Origin of the sequence: Candidatus Pantoea bituminis (genome assembly GCF_018842675.1) — a bacterium.
GTDB lineage: Bacteria > Pseudomonadota > Gammaproteobacteria > Enterobacterales > Enterobacteriaceae > Pantoea > Pantoea phytostimulans.
Window position 1 is genome coordinate 484,896 of sequence record NZ_JAGTWO010000004.1, and the last position, 15,718, is coordinate 500,613.

A 15,718-nucleotide genomic window follows, 5' to 3' on the forward strand; every position below is an offset into this window, starting at 1 on the left:
CATGGCAATGCGATTAAACGACGACCTCGACACTGATGGCGAAATGCATGAAATCAACGTAACGCCGTTTATCGACGTGATGTTAGTTCTGCTCATCATCTTTATGGTGGCAGCGCCGCTGGCGACCGTAGATGTACGCGTTAATCTGCCTGCTTCCACCAGTACGCCGCAGCCACGTCCTGAGAAACCGGTTTACCTCTCAATCAAGGCCGATAAGCAGTTATATATCGGTAACGAGCAGGTCAATGCCGAGACGCTGGTCAACGTGTTGAATAACCAAACGGAAGGCAATAAAGAAACCACGATTTTCTTCCAGGCGGATAAATCGGTCGATTACGAAACCCTGATGGGCGTGATGGATAAATTGCGAACCGCAGGTTATCTCAAGATTGGTTTGATGGGGATGGAAACGGTACAGAAGTAACGTTCCTCTCAACGACGCTTTTTAAACAGAAAGGCAGCTGAATGCAGATTCAGCTGCCTTTTTTGTTTCAGGTAAAAGGCTTACAGCATAAACAGTAAAAAATCAGCGCCTGTGAAGGTGGTTATCCTCTTGGTGCTGATATGTTGATTATTTGTTACTTTTGCACATAGTTTTGTAAAGTGAAATGGTGAAGCTGCTCACATCATTCGCGCGGTTCGCGGGGTAAAACTGAAAAAATTCAGGAAGCCGTTATGAGCCGCAGTCAATCTTTACAAAAGTCGTCGCGAGGCACAGCCAAAACTATCTTTAGCGTTACCAGCGGTAACTTTCTCGAAATGTACGATTTCATGGTGTTTGGCTATTACGCCAGCGCCATTGCCAAAACCTTTTTTCCTGGCGACAACCCTTTTGCCTCATTGATGCTGACGCTAATGACCTTCGGCGCGGGCTTCCTGATGCGTCCGCTGGGTGCGATCATTTTAGGTGCTTACATCGACCATCATGGACGGCGTAAAGGATTGCTGCTGACGTTGGGTTTAATGGCGATCGGTACGCTGACCATTGCGCTGGTGCCCGGCTACGCCACATTAGGCGCGGCGGCGCCGATTCTGATCTTGCTGGGGCGGCTATTGCAGGGCTTCTCGGCGGGCGTTGAGTTAGGTGGTGTCTCGGTTTATCTGGCTGAAGTTGCGCCAAAAGGGCGTAAAGGCTTTTTTGTCAGTTGGCAATCGGGTAGCCAACAGGTCGCGGTGATTTTTGCGGCGCTGCTGGGTTTACTGCTTAATCATCTGTTAGCAAAAGAGGCAGTCACCGAATGGGGCTGGCGCATTCCCTTCGTGGTTGGCTGTTTGATTGTGCCGTTTCTATTTTATATTCGTCGCATGCTGGAAGAAACCGAGGTCTTTAGCCAGCGCAAACACCATCCGAGCATGACGGAGATCATGCGTTCGGTAGCCAGTAACTGGGCGCTGGTGTTAGCCGGTATGTTGATGGTAGTGACCACCACTGTGATGTTCTACATGATTACCGCTTTCACTCCCACTTTTGGCAAAACCGTGTTGATGATGAGCGATAAGCAGAGCTTTCTGGTGACGCTGTTCGTCGGGATTTCCAACCTGATTTGGCTGCCGCTGATGGGCGCACTGTCGGATCGTGTAGGTCGTCGTCCGCTGATGATTATTTTTACCCTGCTGATGATCGTTACCACCTGGCCGGTGCTGCACTGGCTGGTGGGATCGGCCAGCTTCGCCCATTTGTTAGAAGCGGAACTGTGGCTCTCGTTCCTGTACGCCAGCTATAACGGGGCGATGGTGGTTTATCTGGCTGAAATCATGCCTGCTGAAGTCCGTGCAGCGGGCTTTTCACTGGCCTACAGTCTGGCAACAGCGCTGTTTGGTGGCTTTACGCCAGCAATCTCCAGCTATTTGATTCATGCCACTGGCGACAAAGCGATGCCGGGCATCTGGCTCACCTTTGCGGCAATATGCGGCTTGGTTGGCACGTTGCTGATTGGCCGGATGGTAAAACAGTATCAGGCGCGCCATAGCGGCGCGCCCGTCAACGCTTAGAAAGTAAGATCGACGACCACGCTGTCAGTGTAATTTCCTGCTGGCGGCGTGTTCTGGCTGGTTAAGACGCGCGCGGTATAGTTAAAGCCGCGCGTTAATCCATCAGCGGTTACGCTGGTTGACGTGCTGCTGCTCCAGCGCTCCGTGCCGCTCGGCCCCCAGCGGTTGCTGGTGGTGCCTTTATAAATCTCGTAGCTCAGACGATTGGTGCCGTTGGCCATATTCCTCACGCTTCCCGCTGCGTAGCTGCCATTACTCAATCCAACCGTGTAAGTGCTGCCTTTGCTGCAGAGCACATTAATGGTCTGCGATATGGCAGAAAAGCTGCCAACCAGCGGAGCGCTGCCAAAGCTGACATTGGGCGCGGTAATCGCAGTACAGTCGTTGGTGAGAATGACGGTGACAGTGATGGGAATGACGCCGCTGCCGGTTTGCGGCGTCAGGCAAATTCCCAGCAGACTGACGCTGGTGCAGACGTTATAGGTCACTGCCATATTCAATGTCACCGTATAAGTTCCGGCTGCCACCGTTTGTCCGGCAACCGAGCGCAGATAAACCGGGATCGCAAAGTTCAGGCTACCGAGCAATCCAGCCAGGTTCAGCAACGTTGCGGAATTATAAACGTAGGCCGCGCCACCAATAACCAGCTCATTGGCACAGGCGCTATCGGTACACAATCGCACCGGAATATTATCTGTACCGGTATCGCCACTGCGCTTTAGCGTGCCGCGCGTGCCGTTCACATTGGTTGCCCCGGTTAATTGAAACGTGATCTGATTTCCGCTGAGCAGCGACAAGCCTGCGCCTGCGCCACAGTTAACATTGGCGTTGGTTGAAGTTGAACCGACCGTGGTATTGGCGGCAAAGGTGGTGACGGTACCAAAGCTGGCGTTTGAGGCGGGAAGGCCGCACGCCGCCCGCGCCAGCGAAGGCAGCATCAGCAGCAATCCCAGCAGTAACACTATTTTTTCATGGAATAATTCCTGAGGTCGCATTTTCAGGGTTGGCCACCGGCGTGCCAGCCGGCGCGGGAGGTAATCGGCAGGTTAGCGGGCCATAGGTTTTCAGCGCTTGCGGCTGCCCTTCGGGAATCAAGAGTTCGGTTTGGCAACTGCGGCCATCCGGGGTTTCGACACGAATTTTATTGGTGCTGGTTAATTCATCTATCCAGGCGATGCCGTCAAAACCGACATAACCGGTGGCCTGACCTGGACGTAAAACCTGGCTGGAAACGGGCAGCGGATTTCCATCGCTGTCATGCAGAATCACGCTGGCGGCACGTAACCGCTCAACAGGGAAATCGAGCAGAAAACCGCTCTGACGTTTCACGGCAAAGCGCTGTTCAACCTTTGGCGTGGTCATGTCGGCAGGCAAATCCAGGGTGTCGATATCATATTTGGCCGGATAATAACTGCTGATCGACGGCACCAGCAGATAGCCTTTTTTATCGGTGCGGCCCATTGATTGATTCTCGTAACGCACGTTGACGTCGGGAATGTTGGTTTTCACCACCACAAACGCATCATTAATGGTATTGGCGGCAAACATTTGGTTGTCCATTAACACCAGCGAACCGCTTAAATCAGCCCATTGCGTAGTGTTGTCATCGTCGCCATAGAAACCGGCTGAAATATCAATTTTGTTATTGCGATAGCGCAGACTTCCCTGGCGATAATCACCGCTGTTACCGCCCTGATTCGCCCAGGACGCATCCCACGACATGCCGCCGTCGCTGGGCATGGCGCGTGACAGATAAACGCGCTGATTATTCTGCCCTTGCTGATCGCGCTCCATGCTCACTGAGGCGCTACCATGTTCACCGAACGGAATAATTAGCGACACCGCGCCGCTCCATTCACCTTGTTCCTGATCGCGGCTGGCAGAAACGTAAAGGCTTGAGTTGCCCCACAGCGTTTTGCTCCACGAAAGGTTCCATAAGCGCGTGCGTTCATTGTCACCACTGGCGATATCGATGTAAGCCGCGCCGAGGCTTCCATAGCGGTTTAGCGAAAGACTGGCGTTGTACTGCGACGTCCTACGCGCCAGGCTGTAACTGATTTGATTGGTGGTGTTACTTTGGTTGCTCAGCAGCGCCAAATTACCAAAGTCGGCATTACGTATCGTGTGCTGCGTGCCGAGGCTAAACCAGCTGTTGTTGTATTGATAACCCCAACTGTACTGCGTGCCGGGTTTGCCCTGAAACTGACTTTGCGCCACCGCCCCGTTTACTACACCCCAACTGCGCACCTTGAACTGTGCACCTGCGCCGCCCATCGCCAGGTTATCGCTGCCTTCTGCGTGGCTTTCCAGCGTCAACCAGTCAGTTAATCCGTAACGATACGATCCACTTGCCGCCGCTGCGCCGTAATCGAAATTACTGATACCGTAGTTTTCACGCACCGCACCCGCCGAAAAGGAGTAATCCGACAAGCCGGATTTCAAGAGGTTGCTGGAGACATAAAACGGCAGGGTGGTGATCACCTGACGACCTACCGCATCGGTGGTGGTGATCACCGCATCACCTGCACCATTCACAAACGGCACGTTGGTCAATGACCACGGGCCAGGCTGTACGTTAGCCTGGCTAGAGCGAGAACCATTCACAAACAGATCAACGGTGGACGGCACTGCAGCCTGTCCAGAAAAAGCGGGCAGCGGATAGGTGATCAGGTCTGGACGTACGCTGAAATCGCGGCCAATCTGCACTCCGCCAAGCCGCACACTGCTGCTCCACGCCAGCGCATCTGTGACTAAATCACCCGCCCGCCAACTCACGATGGCGTTTTCATTTTCATTGCTCCACCAGGTGTCGTAGCGGATATAGCCATCATCCTGATAGCTGTTGCTGCCCTCGATCTGCTGTTGCCAGACGCCATTACTGGAGAATTGCCCGGCGCTGCCAAAGAATCGCAGCTCATTCCAGGCGGAGAGGCGGGTGCCGGTTGTGTCGGTACGTGTTGCATAGAGATCGTAATTCAGCAGCGCACCGCTACTGGCCTGACCAGGATAGCGCGGGCCATTACGCGCTTCGCCAATCGTCTGGCCGGGAAGCCAGGCGGGCGGAACGCTGAGTAGCAGGCGTTGGCGGCGATCGTCATATTCTACTTTCACTTCCGCCAGCTGATTCACGTCTACCTGCTGCTGCCCCTGAAATTTTTCGGCAGGCAGCCCCGCACGCTGTAAATCACCTGCACGCACATAGAAATGGCCGTCACGCTGTTCCACTGGCACGATGTCGCCACGTTCTCGCTGATTCACAACCAGCTCGAGCATATATTGCTGACTGCTGGCGCTGGTGTTTAAGGTCGGCGGCGGCGGCAGCGACGAAAACGTCTCCGCCCGGAGCAAACCGGGTGTCAGGCAGAACAGGCCAGCCATAGCCAGCGTAAGAGGATGCGGCTTAAAATGCATGGTTGCGCACTTAACGGCTTTCAGTGCTGCGCCACTGACCCTTATTCATTTCTGCAGTCAGTACGCCGCTGACGGCACTTTTAAGCGGCCAGCGATTGCTGCTGTTCGCCAGCACATAACCAAACAAGCCGTTACCTAATTTACGTCCACCGATGTTGAGATTGCTGAGCCGTGCATGACCGTTGCCGCGATTGGTTAATTGCAGGTAGCGCTCGCCTCCGCTGTTCACCACTTGCCAGCTTAGGTCTGGATGTGTGTTGTCGCGGTTCACGCCATCGCCATAAACAAACAGCGGCACTGAATAGCGCATTTGAAAATTCAATCCTGCCTGATTATCTCCAGCGGAATGCGGCGTCGGAATTTCATCTAATACCACGCGGTACGCCATTTCTTTGCCCGCTGCAGGCGGTATCTGTTTTATCAAACGTACCAGCTGTTTCTGACCAGGTTCAATGCGCACCAGCGGTGGGCTGGCAGCCACCTGCTGCTGGGTTTGATACTGTTCCTTATTATCGGTTTGTTGCCAGGCAAAGATACGAACCTGCATCAGCGTGGTGGTATTACCGCGATTTTCCAGCCACAGTTCGCTGGCTTTATCCTCGGGATTAATCGCTGGATCGATCGGCCAAATCATCACTGAGTTGGCCGCCTGTGCGTGAGGGAGCAGCACCAGTGTGAGGAGAAAAAATAGGGCGCGCAGTAATCTCATGATAAAGCTCCTTAGTACTTTGCCTCACCAGGTCAACGTGACGGTGAGGGTGTCGGTATAAACCCCGGCGCGCGTCGGGCCGGGTAATTGCAGCAAGCCGTAAATCGGTAACGTTATGTTGTTGGCATTGCTATAGCTCAGCGGCACAGCTTGCCCTACCGGAATAGCATTGGTATGCGCGGCATTGGTGTAGAGGTAATAGGGCACAGTATTTGTATTGCTGGCGAGTTTCAGATTGCGGGTGGAGGTGTAATGACTGCCGCCGTTGAGAGTCATGCTTAGCGTTGTACCCGGCGTGCAGGCGAGGTTGATAGTGGAGCTTTGAACATAGCTGGCGCTCACGCTATTAGTCGCTACGCCAGATTGCGTACCAAAATTAAGCGTGCCGAATACACCGGTATTGGTACCGGAAATGACGCAGCCTGCCACTATTGAAGCGGAGACCTGAAAGGTCGTTGAACTGGTGGTGATACTCCACGCACCTGTACTCCACAGCAATAGCAGCAAACTCCATGCGATCGCAATGAATGACCGCTTTACTTCCACCTGAAAATACTCAAAACACGGCTCAGTAATTCACAGCCACATTAATTGTATCGGTGTAAGTACCTGCGGGAATAACCGGATTAAAGCCACCGCCAACCACCCGTCCATAAATGGCAAAGTTAGTGCCGAGTGTCGGATCGGTAGTGCCGCTGGGCGTAATGTCGGTGTTGTTAGCGATGGCGGTACTGAAGGCGGCGTCGCTGTACAGGGTGTAAGCGATACCTTGGGTATTATCGGTGCCAAGCAGCAGATAGCGCGGTGCAGCTGAAACCGTTCCATATACCGTTCCTGGCGCGGCATTGCTGCTGGTCACCTGAACATTAAAGGGTTGGTCTACAGTACAGCGCACAAAAATACCGTTACCCGCTGAACCGACCAGCGTGGCATTCAGCGTTTCAAAGGTTGCTGCGCTACTACCGAAATCTAACGTACCAAAGTTAACGCCCGTGGTGGCCGACTGACCATTCACTAAACAACCGGCGGTTAAGGTCAGCGTCGCGTTGATGGTCCCTGTGGTGGTGGCAGCAAATGTTAACGACGGAATTGCCGTGGTCATTGCCGCAGCAGCGAAGAGAAAAAGCTTGAGTTTCATAATCATTCCTTACTGATTATCCAAGGTCAGTGCTTTTTCGCCTGGTTTTAATTAATTATTCATCCAAAAAGTAACGCAAAATCGACACTAATTATTCTTTTATGTGCCGTCAGGCTAAGAAAAGCCTTAGACATGAGCTAAATGATTTATATCAGTTTTACTTACTATAGATCAGCAAAACTGTAACAGGGAAACTTCGCGCCATTTTTTCATTAATCTATTCGTTCTGTTCGCCGATAACCCAATAATCACAAGGGATTGCGGACAGCGAATAAAACTAAACTCAATACCATTTAGCCCTCTACCGTCCTGTTAGCTTCAGTGATATGTTCATACATCAATCAGACCTGATTACGCTTTTAAGAAAGATGTTACGAGATTGAGATAAAAAGTCCTAAAAATTGAAGGACAGCGAAATCTGGCCTTAATGCGTTTAAATGCAGCGGGCCACGTTACTTTCACCTTTACGGTGTTTTTAGTTTGACTGTTTAAGACACACACAGCACCTGCTTATCGCAGGTGGTGAGGAGTTGCACATGCTGCTGGTCACCTGGGATGGCGTTTTGATCTGCGTTTCGCTGATCGTCGCTTTTATTGCCTCTTTTACTGCTCTGGATACGGCGGGACGCGTAGCGGTTTCTCGTGGCTGGCTGGCGCGCTTATGGCTGGTGATCAGCGGCACCGCGATGGGCATTGGTATCTGGGCGATGCACTTCATTGGCATGTTGGCGATGATGATGCCGATGACCATGCGCTATGACGTGCGACTGACCGCAATATCGCTGGCGGTAGCGATCGCCGCATCAATATGGGCTTTTAACCAAACCGTCAACGAGCATCACTTGACGCGCCGCCGTCTGTTATATGGCAGCCTAATTCTTGGCGCAGGCGTAGTGGTGATGCACTACCTTGGCATGAATGCGCTGTTGATCGCGCCTACACCGCACTGGAAACTTGCGCTGGTTGCGCTCTCAGTTTTGATTGCTTTTGTGGCGTCAGGCGTCGCGCTGTGGCTGGCTTTTCATTTGCGTCAAGGCGAGAAAAACCTGTTATTAATGCGCGGACTCGCCTCGTTGGTGATGGGTATAGCCATTGCGGGGATGCACTATGTTGGCATGGCGGCGGCAGAATTTGATCAGGCCAGCAGCATGCACAGCCATGGCGCTAGCGATCAAGGTTTAGCGGTGTGGGTAACTATGATTACGCTTACCATCCTTGGCATAACGTTGTTGAGTTCCATGTTGGATGCGCAACTGCACGCCGCGCGTCTTACCGCCAAACTCAACCGTGCCAATCTCGAACTTCGCCAACTGGCGATGCATGACAATCTCACGGCACTGCCCAACCGCGTCATGCTTGAGCAGCGACTGCAGAACGCGATCAAAAAGGCGACGCTGGATGACAGCGGATTTACGGTGATGTACATGGATCTCGATGGCTTCAAAGCGATCAATGACACATGGGGACATCACGTTGGCGATCGCTTACTGATTGCGGTTGCTGCTCGTTTGCAGGATGCATTGACCGACCAGATGCTGTTGGCTCGATTAGGTGGCGACGAATTCGTACTGATGTTTGACGATGGCGATGAAAAGCGTGCCATCGCGCTGGCGCAGAAGCTGGTAAAAATGATTGAGGCACCTTTTGAGTTAGATCGCTACTCGCTGCATGTCTCGCTGAGCCTGGGCATTGCGCTTTTCCCGCTGCACGGGCGCAACAAGCAAGAGCTGATGTTCAACGCCGATTCCGCGATGTACCACACCAAACACAATGGGCGTAATGGCTGGAGCCTGTTTGAAGCGGCGATGAGTACCTCTGCGCAACATCAACTGGAGCTGGCGAACGATTTATGGCAAGCCATTGATCGCCAAGAGATGCGGCTATTTTATCAGCCAAAGTTCCGTTCCAGCGGCAGCGAGCTGATCGGTTTTGAGGCGCTTCTGCGCTGGCAACATCCTACGCGCGGCTTGCTGATGCCCGATCTTTTCCTACCGCGAGCCGAGAAAACCGGGCAAATCGTAGCGTTGGGTAATTGGGTAATCAACGAAGCCTGCCGTCAACTCAAGCAGTGGCATAAAGAAGGCAACAGCCGTTGGACCGTATCAGTTAACCTGTCAGCACTGCAATTTCATCAGCGCGATTTGCTCAACACCCTGGCGCAGGCCTTGTCGCATCATCAGTTACCCAGCGGTGCATTGATGCTGGAAATTACCGAAACCATTGCCATGCGCGATCCGCTGTTTAGTCAGCTGCGCATCCGTGAGTTACAGCAGCTGGGGGTCAAAATTGCCATCGATAATTTCGGTATCGGCTACGCCAATCTGCTGCATCTCAAACATCTTGAGGCCAGTGAACTTAAAATTGACCGCAGCTTTATCAACTGTCTGCGTGCAGACAGCGAAGATGCGACGGTGGTCAGCGCAATGTTAACGCTGGCGCAGAGTCTGAACTTAAGCATGGTGGCTGAAGGCGTGGAGACAGAAGAACAGCAGCGTTTACTGACCGGTTTGGGCTTTGATGCGCTGCAAGGTTATTTACTGGGTAAACCGACACCCGCTGAATATGTGAGTGAATTTATGACGATCGCCTCTTTTTCCGCGTTGCGCACCGAGCGCTTAATGCCGTTAACCGATGCCTGACGATTGATTTTAACTTTCACAGGCATCGGAACCTTTCATCGTGGAAAGCTAATTAAGTGTTTAGCATTGCCGATAACTTGTACAACAAAACAGTGCGCGATCCGTTTCTCATAATTAACACCACAGCTGCTCGCACGGCTTTCTCCGGGAACTCAGTATGTTAGTGACTTCATACGACTCTTTTATCGTCATTGTTTCAATTTTGGTGGCGATGCTCGCCTCGTTCACCGCATTAGACATGGCGGGGCGCGTGGCAACTTCAACCGGCAAAGCAGCGATTATTTGGCTGCTTGGCGGGGGTTTTTCCATGGGTATCGGTATTTGGGCGATGCACTTCATTGGTATGCTTTCGATGAGCATGGACATGGTGATGAGCTACAGCCCAACCTTTACCGCGATTTCAGCGGCGATTGCCGTCTGCGCATCAATTTTTGCGCTCTGGTTGGTTTGCCAGGGTGAGTTGCCGATGCAGCGTTTGATAGGCGGCGCGCTGATTATGGGCACTGGCGTGGCAGCGATGCATTACACCGGCATGGCAGCACTGATGTTTTCACCCGGCATTGTCTGGAACTGGGGCTGGGTGGCCGTTTCGATAGTGATTGCGCTGGTCGCTTCAGGCGCTGCGCTGTGGCTGGCGTTTAACCTGCGCGAAGGCACATCTAACCGCGTGACGGTATTACGATTGGGCGCCTCGGTGGTAATGGGATTTGCCATCGCGGGAATGCATTATACCGGGATGATGGCAGCCAAATTTCCCTTGCATGGACACCCGACGCATGAAGGGGTTAACAGCAACTGGCTGGCGATCCTGGTCACGGTGGTCACGATAGCCATCCTCGGTATCACGTTGCTGGTATCAATGCTGGATGCACGTATGCAGGCACGCACTTCAATCCTCGCCAGTTCACTGGCGGAGGCGAACCGCGAGCTGGCACAGTTAGCATTGCACGATAACCTGACGCGTTTACCCAACCGCATTCTGCTGGAAGATCGTCTGGAGCAGGCGATCAACAAGGCTAACCGCGAACGTACCCATTTCGCGCTGATGTTCATGGATCTGGATGGCTTCAAAGCGGTGAACGACGCTTTTGGCCACCATATCGGCGATAATTTGCTGATTGGTGTGACCGAGCGTATGAGCCAGCAGATGGAAGGCTATTACACCTTGGCGCGGCTCGGCGGCGATGAGTTTGTATTGCTGATTGAAATCAACGATCCCAACGATGCCGCGGCGGTTGCAGACAATCTGGTTAAAGCGGTGGATCGTCCGTTCGACATTTCGCGCTATGAGCTGGTGGTGTCGCTGAGTATCGGTATCGCCGTTTATCCGGGTGATGGCGTTGATGAGCGCGAGCTGATGTTCAACGCTGACGCCGCGATGTATCACACGAAAAATAATGGCCGCAACGGTTACACCTTCTTCCAGCCATCGATGAATATGCTGGCGCAGAGCCAACTCCAGCTGAACAACGATCTGTGGCACGCGCTGGATAACAACGAACTGCGCCTGTTTTACCAACCAAAATATTGCGCGCCGCGCGGCCCGATTCTTGGCTTCGAAGCGCTGCTGCGCTGGGAACATCCAGCGCGCGGATTACTGACGCCAGACCATTTTCTGCCGATGGCGGAAAAGACCGGCATGATCGTGAGCATCGGTAATTGGGTGATTAACGAAGCCTGCCGTCAACTGCGCCAATGGCATCTGCAAGGACATCCCCATTGGTCAGTGGCGGTAAATTTATCGTCGCTGCAATTCGAGCAGAGTAATTTGGTGGAAACGGTGACGGAGGCGCTGGCGAAGCATGAGATTCCGCCAGAGCTGTTGACGCTAGAAGTGACGGAAACCACGGCCATGCGCGATCCCGATGAAAGCGTGCGTATCCTCACTGAGTTGACCAAGTTGGGTGTGAAGGCTTCTATTGATGACTTTGGTACTGGCTATTCCAGCTTGCTGTACCTGAAACGTTTACCGGCAAGCGAACTCAAAATTGATCGCGCGTTTGTGAATGAGTTACAGCATCACTCTGAAGACGCCACCATCGTCTCGGCGATTGTGGCGCTGGCGCAGTCGTTGCAACTGAAAGTTGTCGCCGAAGGGGTGGAAACCGCCGAACAGCAGGCTTTTCTGACCGGCCTGGGCTGCAACACGTTGCAAGGTTATTTGCTGGGCAAACCTATTCCACCTGAACGGATCAGTGAACTGGATAATTTTGTTGGCACACAAGAGAATGAATTAAAGACAGAACTGCATACAGTTAACTCATCTCTTACCTGAGCAAGCAACGTGAAAAAGGCCACATGAGAATGTGGCCTTTTTGTTTATCAGGCAGCAACGCTGGATAATCACGGTGAATAAGCCGTAGCGGAATAGAAAAATGAACGTCAGCGTTGAATAGTGAATGCTTATAAAGAGTTAATCGCATTAAATCTACAAAAAGTGAAGGGCTGTTTTCGGTGATTATCTCTTGTACATGCTAAAGTCACGGCGTGAAAAAGGAGTGAAACCGCGTGGCAAAATACCAACGATTAATGGATGACGTTCAGCAGCAGATCGAGGCGGGAATCTGGCCGCCAGGCACGAAATTACCCTCCTTGCGCCAGCAGGTCGCGCAGCAAGGATTGAGTTTAATGACGGTGCTGCATGCTTATGAATTGCTGGAGAGTCAGGGCTGGATTGTTTCACGGCCGCAATCGGGTTACTACGTAGCACCACGCGCGTTAGCCGTAAAACCGTTAAGCGTGGCGATCAGTGAAAAGGTCGATATCAACGACTTTGTGTTTGATGTATTGCAGGCCACGCGTGATCCCAGCATTGTGCCGTTTGGTTCCGCTTTTCCCGATCCGGCGCTGTTCCCCCAACGTCAGTTAATGCGCTCGCTGGCAAATGTTTCGCACCAACTCACCGCCTCCGATGCGCTGCACAATTTACCTCCCGGCAATGCCACCTTGCGTCAGCTGCTGGCGCAACGCTATGCGCGTCAGGGCATTATGTTGTCGCCGGATGAAATCGTCATTACCAGCGGCGCGCTGGAAGCGCTGAATCTCAGCCTGCAATCACTGACAGAACCCGGTGATTATGTCGTGATTGAGCAACCCAGTTTTTATGGGGCGCTACAGGCGATTGAGCGGCTGAAACTCAAAGCGTTGGCGATCCCCAGCGATCCCACCCACGGTATTGATTTAGTTCAGCTTGAAGAGACGCTTCAGCGCTGGCCGGTAAAAGCGTGCTGGTTAATGACCACGTTGCAAAATCCGCTTGGCGTGACCTTAACGCCGGAGCGCAAACAACAGCTGGTTGAGCTGCTGGCGCAGCATCAGGTTCCCATGATTGAAGATGATGTCTATTCAGAGCTTTGGAACGGCAACACGCCGCCGTTACCCGCTAAAGCGTGGGATCGTCAGGGAAATGTTTTGCACTGCGGCTCATTTTCAAAATCGCTGGTGGCGGGTTTTCGTGTGGGGTGGGTAGCGGCAGGAAAGCATGCGCAACGCATTCAGCGTTTACAGTTAATGAGCACTCTCTCTACCAGTGCACCGATGCAGCTGGCGCTGGCAGATTTCCTGGCCACGCGTCGTTATGACGTGCATTTAAAGCGCTTACGGCAGATTTTGGCGAAGCGACAGCAGATGGCGCGCCAAAGTTTATTGAAAGTGTTACCGGCCAGATCAACGGTGACTGAAGCGTCAGGCGGCTATTTTCTCTGGGTGACGCTACCAGAAACCATTAATACCATAGCGCTTTATCAGCAAGCTTTGGCTGCAGGTATCAGCATTGCGCCGGGCCAGCTCTTTGCGACGGGCGATCAATTTAATCACTGTTTCAGGCTGAATACCGCCTGGCCGTGGGATACGCGGGCCGAGGCGGCAATGGAAACGTTAGGCAGGATAATGGCAGAAATGGCGCAAAGCTAAACGCGCGCCGCTTCCTGATGGCCCCATGTCAGATAGTAAATATCGTAAAAATCCACTTCACCTTTCTGGTTCAGCAAACGCTGAATACCCATTTTTACGCGCTCCGGTGTTTCCGGCAGTGACAAGATGCGCGACACCGCTTGCTCGCGTACGGGTTGTACGTAATACCATTCGCCGTTGTAGCAAACACGCAGATCCAGCGCATCGATATCTTCAAAGCGGTACTTGGGATTGATGTCCATTAACATCAGAAAGCTCATCACCAGCACGAATGCGGTTGCGAACCAAAACGCGGGCCAGCCGAGCATATCAGTGGTGAAGATTAACGCCACGCACAAGCCGTAGCACAAATACATCACCGCCCACAGGCCGGGATGCTTTCTCAAAAATGACAAGCTAAAGCGCGGCAAATTGTCGCGGCGTTCTTCGCGGTTAAGCGTGGCAATCTCGTCGATCAGGATTTGTTTAATGTTTTCCATCGTTCACCTCACTTTCATCTGTTGATGATTTAAACAGATAACAGTCAAGGTAAGCAGACACAGATTTGTACGGTTTTTATATAACAGTTTGGTGAGACGGGTAAGGTGCGCGCAGCCGCATGCTGTCACCGAATTCGCAGGTTGCAGCATCTTCCTCCCCCATTTATGGGGGAGGACTGAGGAGGGGGACAAACGACTTCCTCTGCGCGCTGCCCCCATCCCGGCCTTCCCCCGTTTTGACGGGGAAGGCGACGCTGCCGCATGCTGTCACCGAATTTGCAGGTTGCAGCATCTTCCTCTTCCATTTATGGGAGAGGACCGAGGTGGGGGACAAACGACTTCCTCTGCGCGCTGCCCCCATCCCGGCCTTCCCCCGTTTTGACGGGGAAGGAGACGCTGCCGCATGCCGTCACCGAATTCGCAGGTTGCAGCATCTTCCTCCCCCATTTATGGGGGAGGACCGAGGTGGGGGACAAACGACTTCCTCTGCGCGCTGCCCCCATCCCGGCCTTCCCCCGTTTTGACGGGGGAAGGAGACGCTGCCGCATGCTGTCACCGAATTCGCAGGTTGCAGCATCTTCCTCTTCCATTTATGGGAGAGGGCCGAGGTGGGGGACAAACGACTTCCTCTGCGCGCTGCCCCCATCCCGGCCTTCCCCCGTTTTGACGGGGAAGGAGACGCTGCCGCATGCTGTCACCGAATTCGCATGTTGCAGCATCTTCCTCCCCATTTATGGGGGAGGACCGAGGTGGGGGACAAACGACCTCGCACTAAAAAGCCGAGGTGGGGGACAAACGACTTCCTCTGCGCGCTGCCCCCATCCCGGCCTTCCCCGTTTTGACGGGGAAGGAGACGCTGCCGCATGCTGTCACCGAATTCGCATGTTGCAGCATCTTCCTCCCCATTTATAGGGGAGGACCGAGGTGGAGGACAAACCACCTCGCATATGGGGGGACCGAGGTGGGGGACAAACGACCTCGCCCTCACTCATCAAAATCCTCGAGCCGGCTCCAGAATTCTACTCACCTCACTTTCATCCAATACTGTTCTCACTCATGCTGCGCAAAAAGAGGAACCCCTATGCGCCATGGAATTGAACGCAGCCGTGAATTACGACGAAACGCAACCGATGCCGAACGTTTACTCTGGCGTTATTTGCGCCATAAACAGTGTCTCGGCCAGCGTTTTAGGCGACAACATCTCATCGGCCCTTACATTGTGGACTTCGCCTGCCTTGAACAACATTTGGTGATCGAGCTCGACGGTTCGCAGCATGCCGACGCGCATCGTTACGACACACAACGCACACATTACCTCAGCTATCTCGGCTGGCACGTGCTGCGCTTCTGGAATCATGACGTACTAAAGCAACCAGAAGCAGTGATCACAGCGGTCATAAACGCATTCACCAGGAAGTCACAAAACTGTTAACAACAA

12 protein-coding genes are annotated in these 15,718 nt (G+C 53.1%); 6 read left to right on the forward strand and 6 right to left on the reverse strand.

Annotated features, from left to right (window positions below; translation table 11 throughout):
• Window position 1 precedes the first annotated feature (1 nt).
• Both exbD and KQP84_RS06065 read left to right on the forward strand, forming a co-directional pair.
• Window positions 2-424, forward strand: a complete 423-nt coding sequence (gene exbD, locus KQP84_RS06060; protein ID WP_215845585.1) for a TonB system transport protein ExbD — start codon at window positions 2-4, stop codon at window positions 422-424.
• Between the two features lie 251 nt (window positions 425-675).
• Window positions 676-1,992, forward strand: a complete 1,317-nt coding sequence (locus KQP84_RS06065; protein WP_215845586.1) for an MFS transporter — start codon at window positions 676-678, stop codon at window positions 1,990-1,992.
• Here the strand turns inward: KQP84_RS06065 and KQP84_RS06070 are convergent.
• From KQP84_RS06070 to KQP84_RS06090, 5 genes are read right to left on the reverse strand one after another with little or no spacing between them, the layout of a single operon-like run.
• Window positions 1,989-2,987 carry a Csu type fimbrial protein gene (locus KQP84_RS06070; protein ID WP_215845587.1) on the reverse strand — a complete coding sequence of 333 codons (999 nt, stop codon included), beginning with the start codon at window positions 2,985-2,987 and terminating at the stop codon, window positions 1,989-1,991. The two genes, KQP84_RS06065 and KQP84_RS06070, sit on opposite strands and share 4 nt — an antisense overlap.
• On the reverse strand, window positions 2,962-5,403 hold the full coding sequence (locus tag KQP84_RS06075; RefSeq protein ID WP_215845588.1) for a fimbria/pilus outer membrane usher protein: 2,442 nt from the start codon (window positions 5,401-5,403) through the stop codon (window positions 2,962-2,964). Before KQP84_RS06075 ends, KQP84_RS06070 begins: the two co-directional genes overlap by 26 nt.
• A 10-nt stretch (window positions 5,404-5,413) precedes the next feature.
• On the reverse strand, window positions 5,414-6,112 hold the full coding sequence (locus tag KQP84_RS06080) for a fimbrial biogenesis chaperone (protein WP_215845589.1): 699 nt from the start codon (window positions 6,110-6,112) through the stop codon (window positions 5,414-5,416).
• A gap of 24 nt (window positions 6,113-6,136) precedes the next feature.
• On the reverse strand, window positions 6,137-6,637 hold the full coding sequence (locus KQP84_RS06085; RefSeq protein WP_436976283.1) for a Csu type fimbrial protein: 501 nt from the start codon (window positions 6,635-6,637) through the stop codon (window positions 6,137-6,139).
• 43 nt (window positions 6,638-6,680) lie between these two features.
• Window positions 6,681-7,250 carry a spore coat protein U domain-containing protein gene (locus KQP84_RS06090; protein WP_215845591.1) on the reverse strand — a complete coding sequence of 190 codons (570 nt, stop codon included), beginning with the start codon at window positions 7,248-7,250 and terminating at the stop codon, window positions 6,681-6,683.
• Window positions 7,251-7,786: 536 nt separating this feature from the next.
• On the opposite strand from KQP84_RS06090, the gene KQP84_RS06095 reads away from it, so the two are divergent.
• From KQP84_RS06095 to KQP84_RS06105, 3 genes are all read left to right on the forward strand, one after another.
• Window positions 7,787-9,889, forward strand: coding sequence for a putative bifunctional diguanylate cyclase/phosphodiesterase (locus KQP84_RS06095; RefSeq protein WP_215845592.1), 2,103 nt, complete (start codon window positions 7,787-7,789; stop codon window positions 9,887-9,889).
• A gap of 157 nt (window positions 9,890-10,046) precedes the next feature.
• Window positions 10,047-12,164 (forward strand): putative bifunctional diguanylate cyclase/phosphodiesterase, encoded by a 2,118-nt coding sequence (locus tag KQP84_RS06100; protein WP_215845593.1) that lies wholly within the window; start codon window positions 10,047-10,049, stop codon window positions 12,162-12,164.
• 233 nt (window positions 12,165-12,397) lie between these two features.
• Window positions 12,398-13,801, forward strand: coding sequence for an aminotransferase-like domain-containing protein (locus KQP84_RS06105; RefSeq protein WP_215845594.1), 1,404 nt, complete (start codon window positions 12,398-12,400; stop codon window positions 13,799-13,801).
• Here the strand turns inward: KQP84_RS06105 and KQP84_RS06110 are convergent.
• Window positions 13,798-14,280 (reverse strand): YlaC family protein, encoded by a 483-nt coding sequence (locus tag KQP84_RS06110; protein ID WP_215845595.1) that lies wholly within the window; start codon window positions 14,278-14,280, stop codon window positions 13,798-13,800. The two genes, KQP84_RS06105 and KQP84_RS06110, sit on opposite strands and share 4 nt — an antisense overlap.
• 1,081 nt (window positions 14,281-15,361) lie before the next feature.
• Here KQP84_RS06110 and KQP84_RS06115 point away from each other — a divergent pair.
• Window positions 15,362-15,712 (forward strand): endonuclease domain-containing protein, encoded by a 351-nt coding sequence (locus KQP84_RS06115; protein ID WP_215845596.1) that lies wholly within the window; start codon window positions 15,362-15,364, stop codon window positions 15,710-15,712.
• Window positions 15,713-15,718: the final 6 nt, after the last annotated feature.

What these genes read in the sequence shown, in the direction of transcription:
- exbD (WP_215845585.1), top strand. Translation starts at nt 2, where the DNA reads ATGGCAATGCGATTAAACGACGACCTCGACACTGATGGCGAAATGCAT.
- KQP84_RS06065 (WP_215845586.1), top strand. Translation starts at nt 676, where the DNA reads ATGAGCCGCAGTCAATCTTTACAAAAGTCGTCGCGAGGCACAGCCAAA.
- KQP84_RS06070 (WP_215845587.1), bottom strand. Translation starts at nt 2,987, where the DNA reads ATGCGACCTCAGGAATTATTCCATGAAAAAATAGTGTTACTGCTGGGA.
- KQP84_RS06075 (WP_215845588.1), bottom strand. Translation starts at nt 5,403, where the DNA reads ATGCATTTTAAGCCGCATCCTCTTACGCTGGCTATGGCTGGCCTGTTC.
- KQP84_RS06080 (WP_215845589.1), bottom strand. Translation starts at nt 6,112, where the DNA reads ATGAGATTACTGCGCGCCCTATTTTTTCTCCTCACACTGGTGCTGCTC.
- KQP84_RS06090 (WP_215845591.1), bottom strand. Translation starts at nt 7,250, where the DNA reads ATGAAACTCAAGCTTTTTCTCTTCGCTGCTGCGGCAATGACCACGGCA.
- KQP84_RS06095 (WP_215845592.1), top strand. Translation starts at nt 7,787, where the DNA reads ATGCTGCTGGTCACCTGGGATGGCGTTTTGATCTGCGTTTCGCTGATC.
- KQP84_RS06100 (WP_215845593.1), top strand. Translation starts at nt 10,047, where the DNA reads ATGTTAGTGACTTCATACGACTCTTTTATCGTCATTGTTTCAATTTTG.
- KQP84_RS06110 (WP_215845595.1), bottom strand. Translation starts at nt 14,280, where the DNA reads ATGGAAAACATTAAACAAATCCTGATCGACGAGATTGCCACGCTTAAC.
- KQP84_RS06115 (WP_215845596.1), top strand. Translation starts at nt 15,362, where the DNA reads ATGCGCCATGGAATTGAACGCAGCCGTGAATTACGACGAAACGCAACC.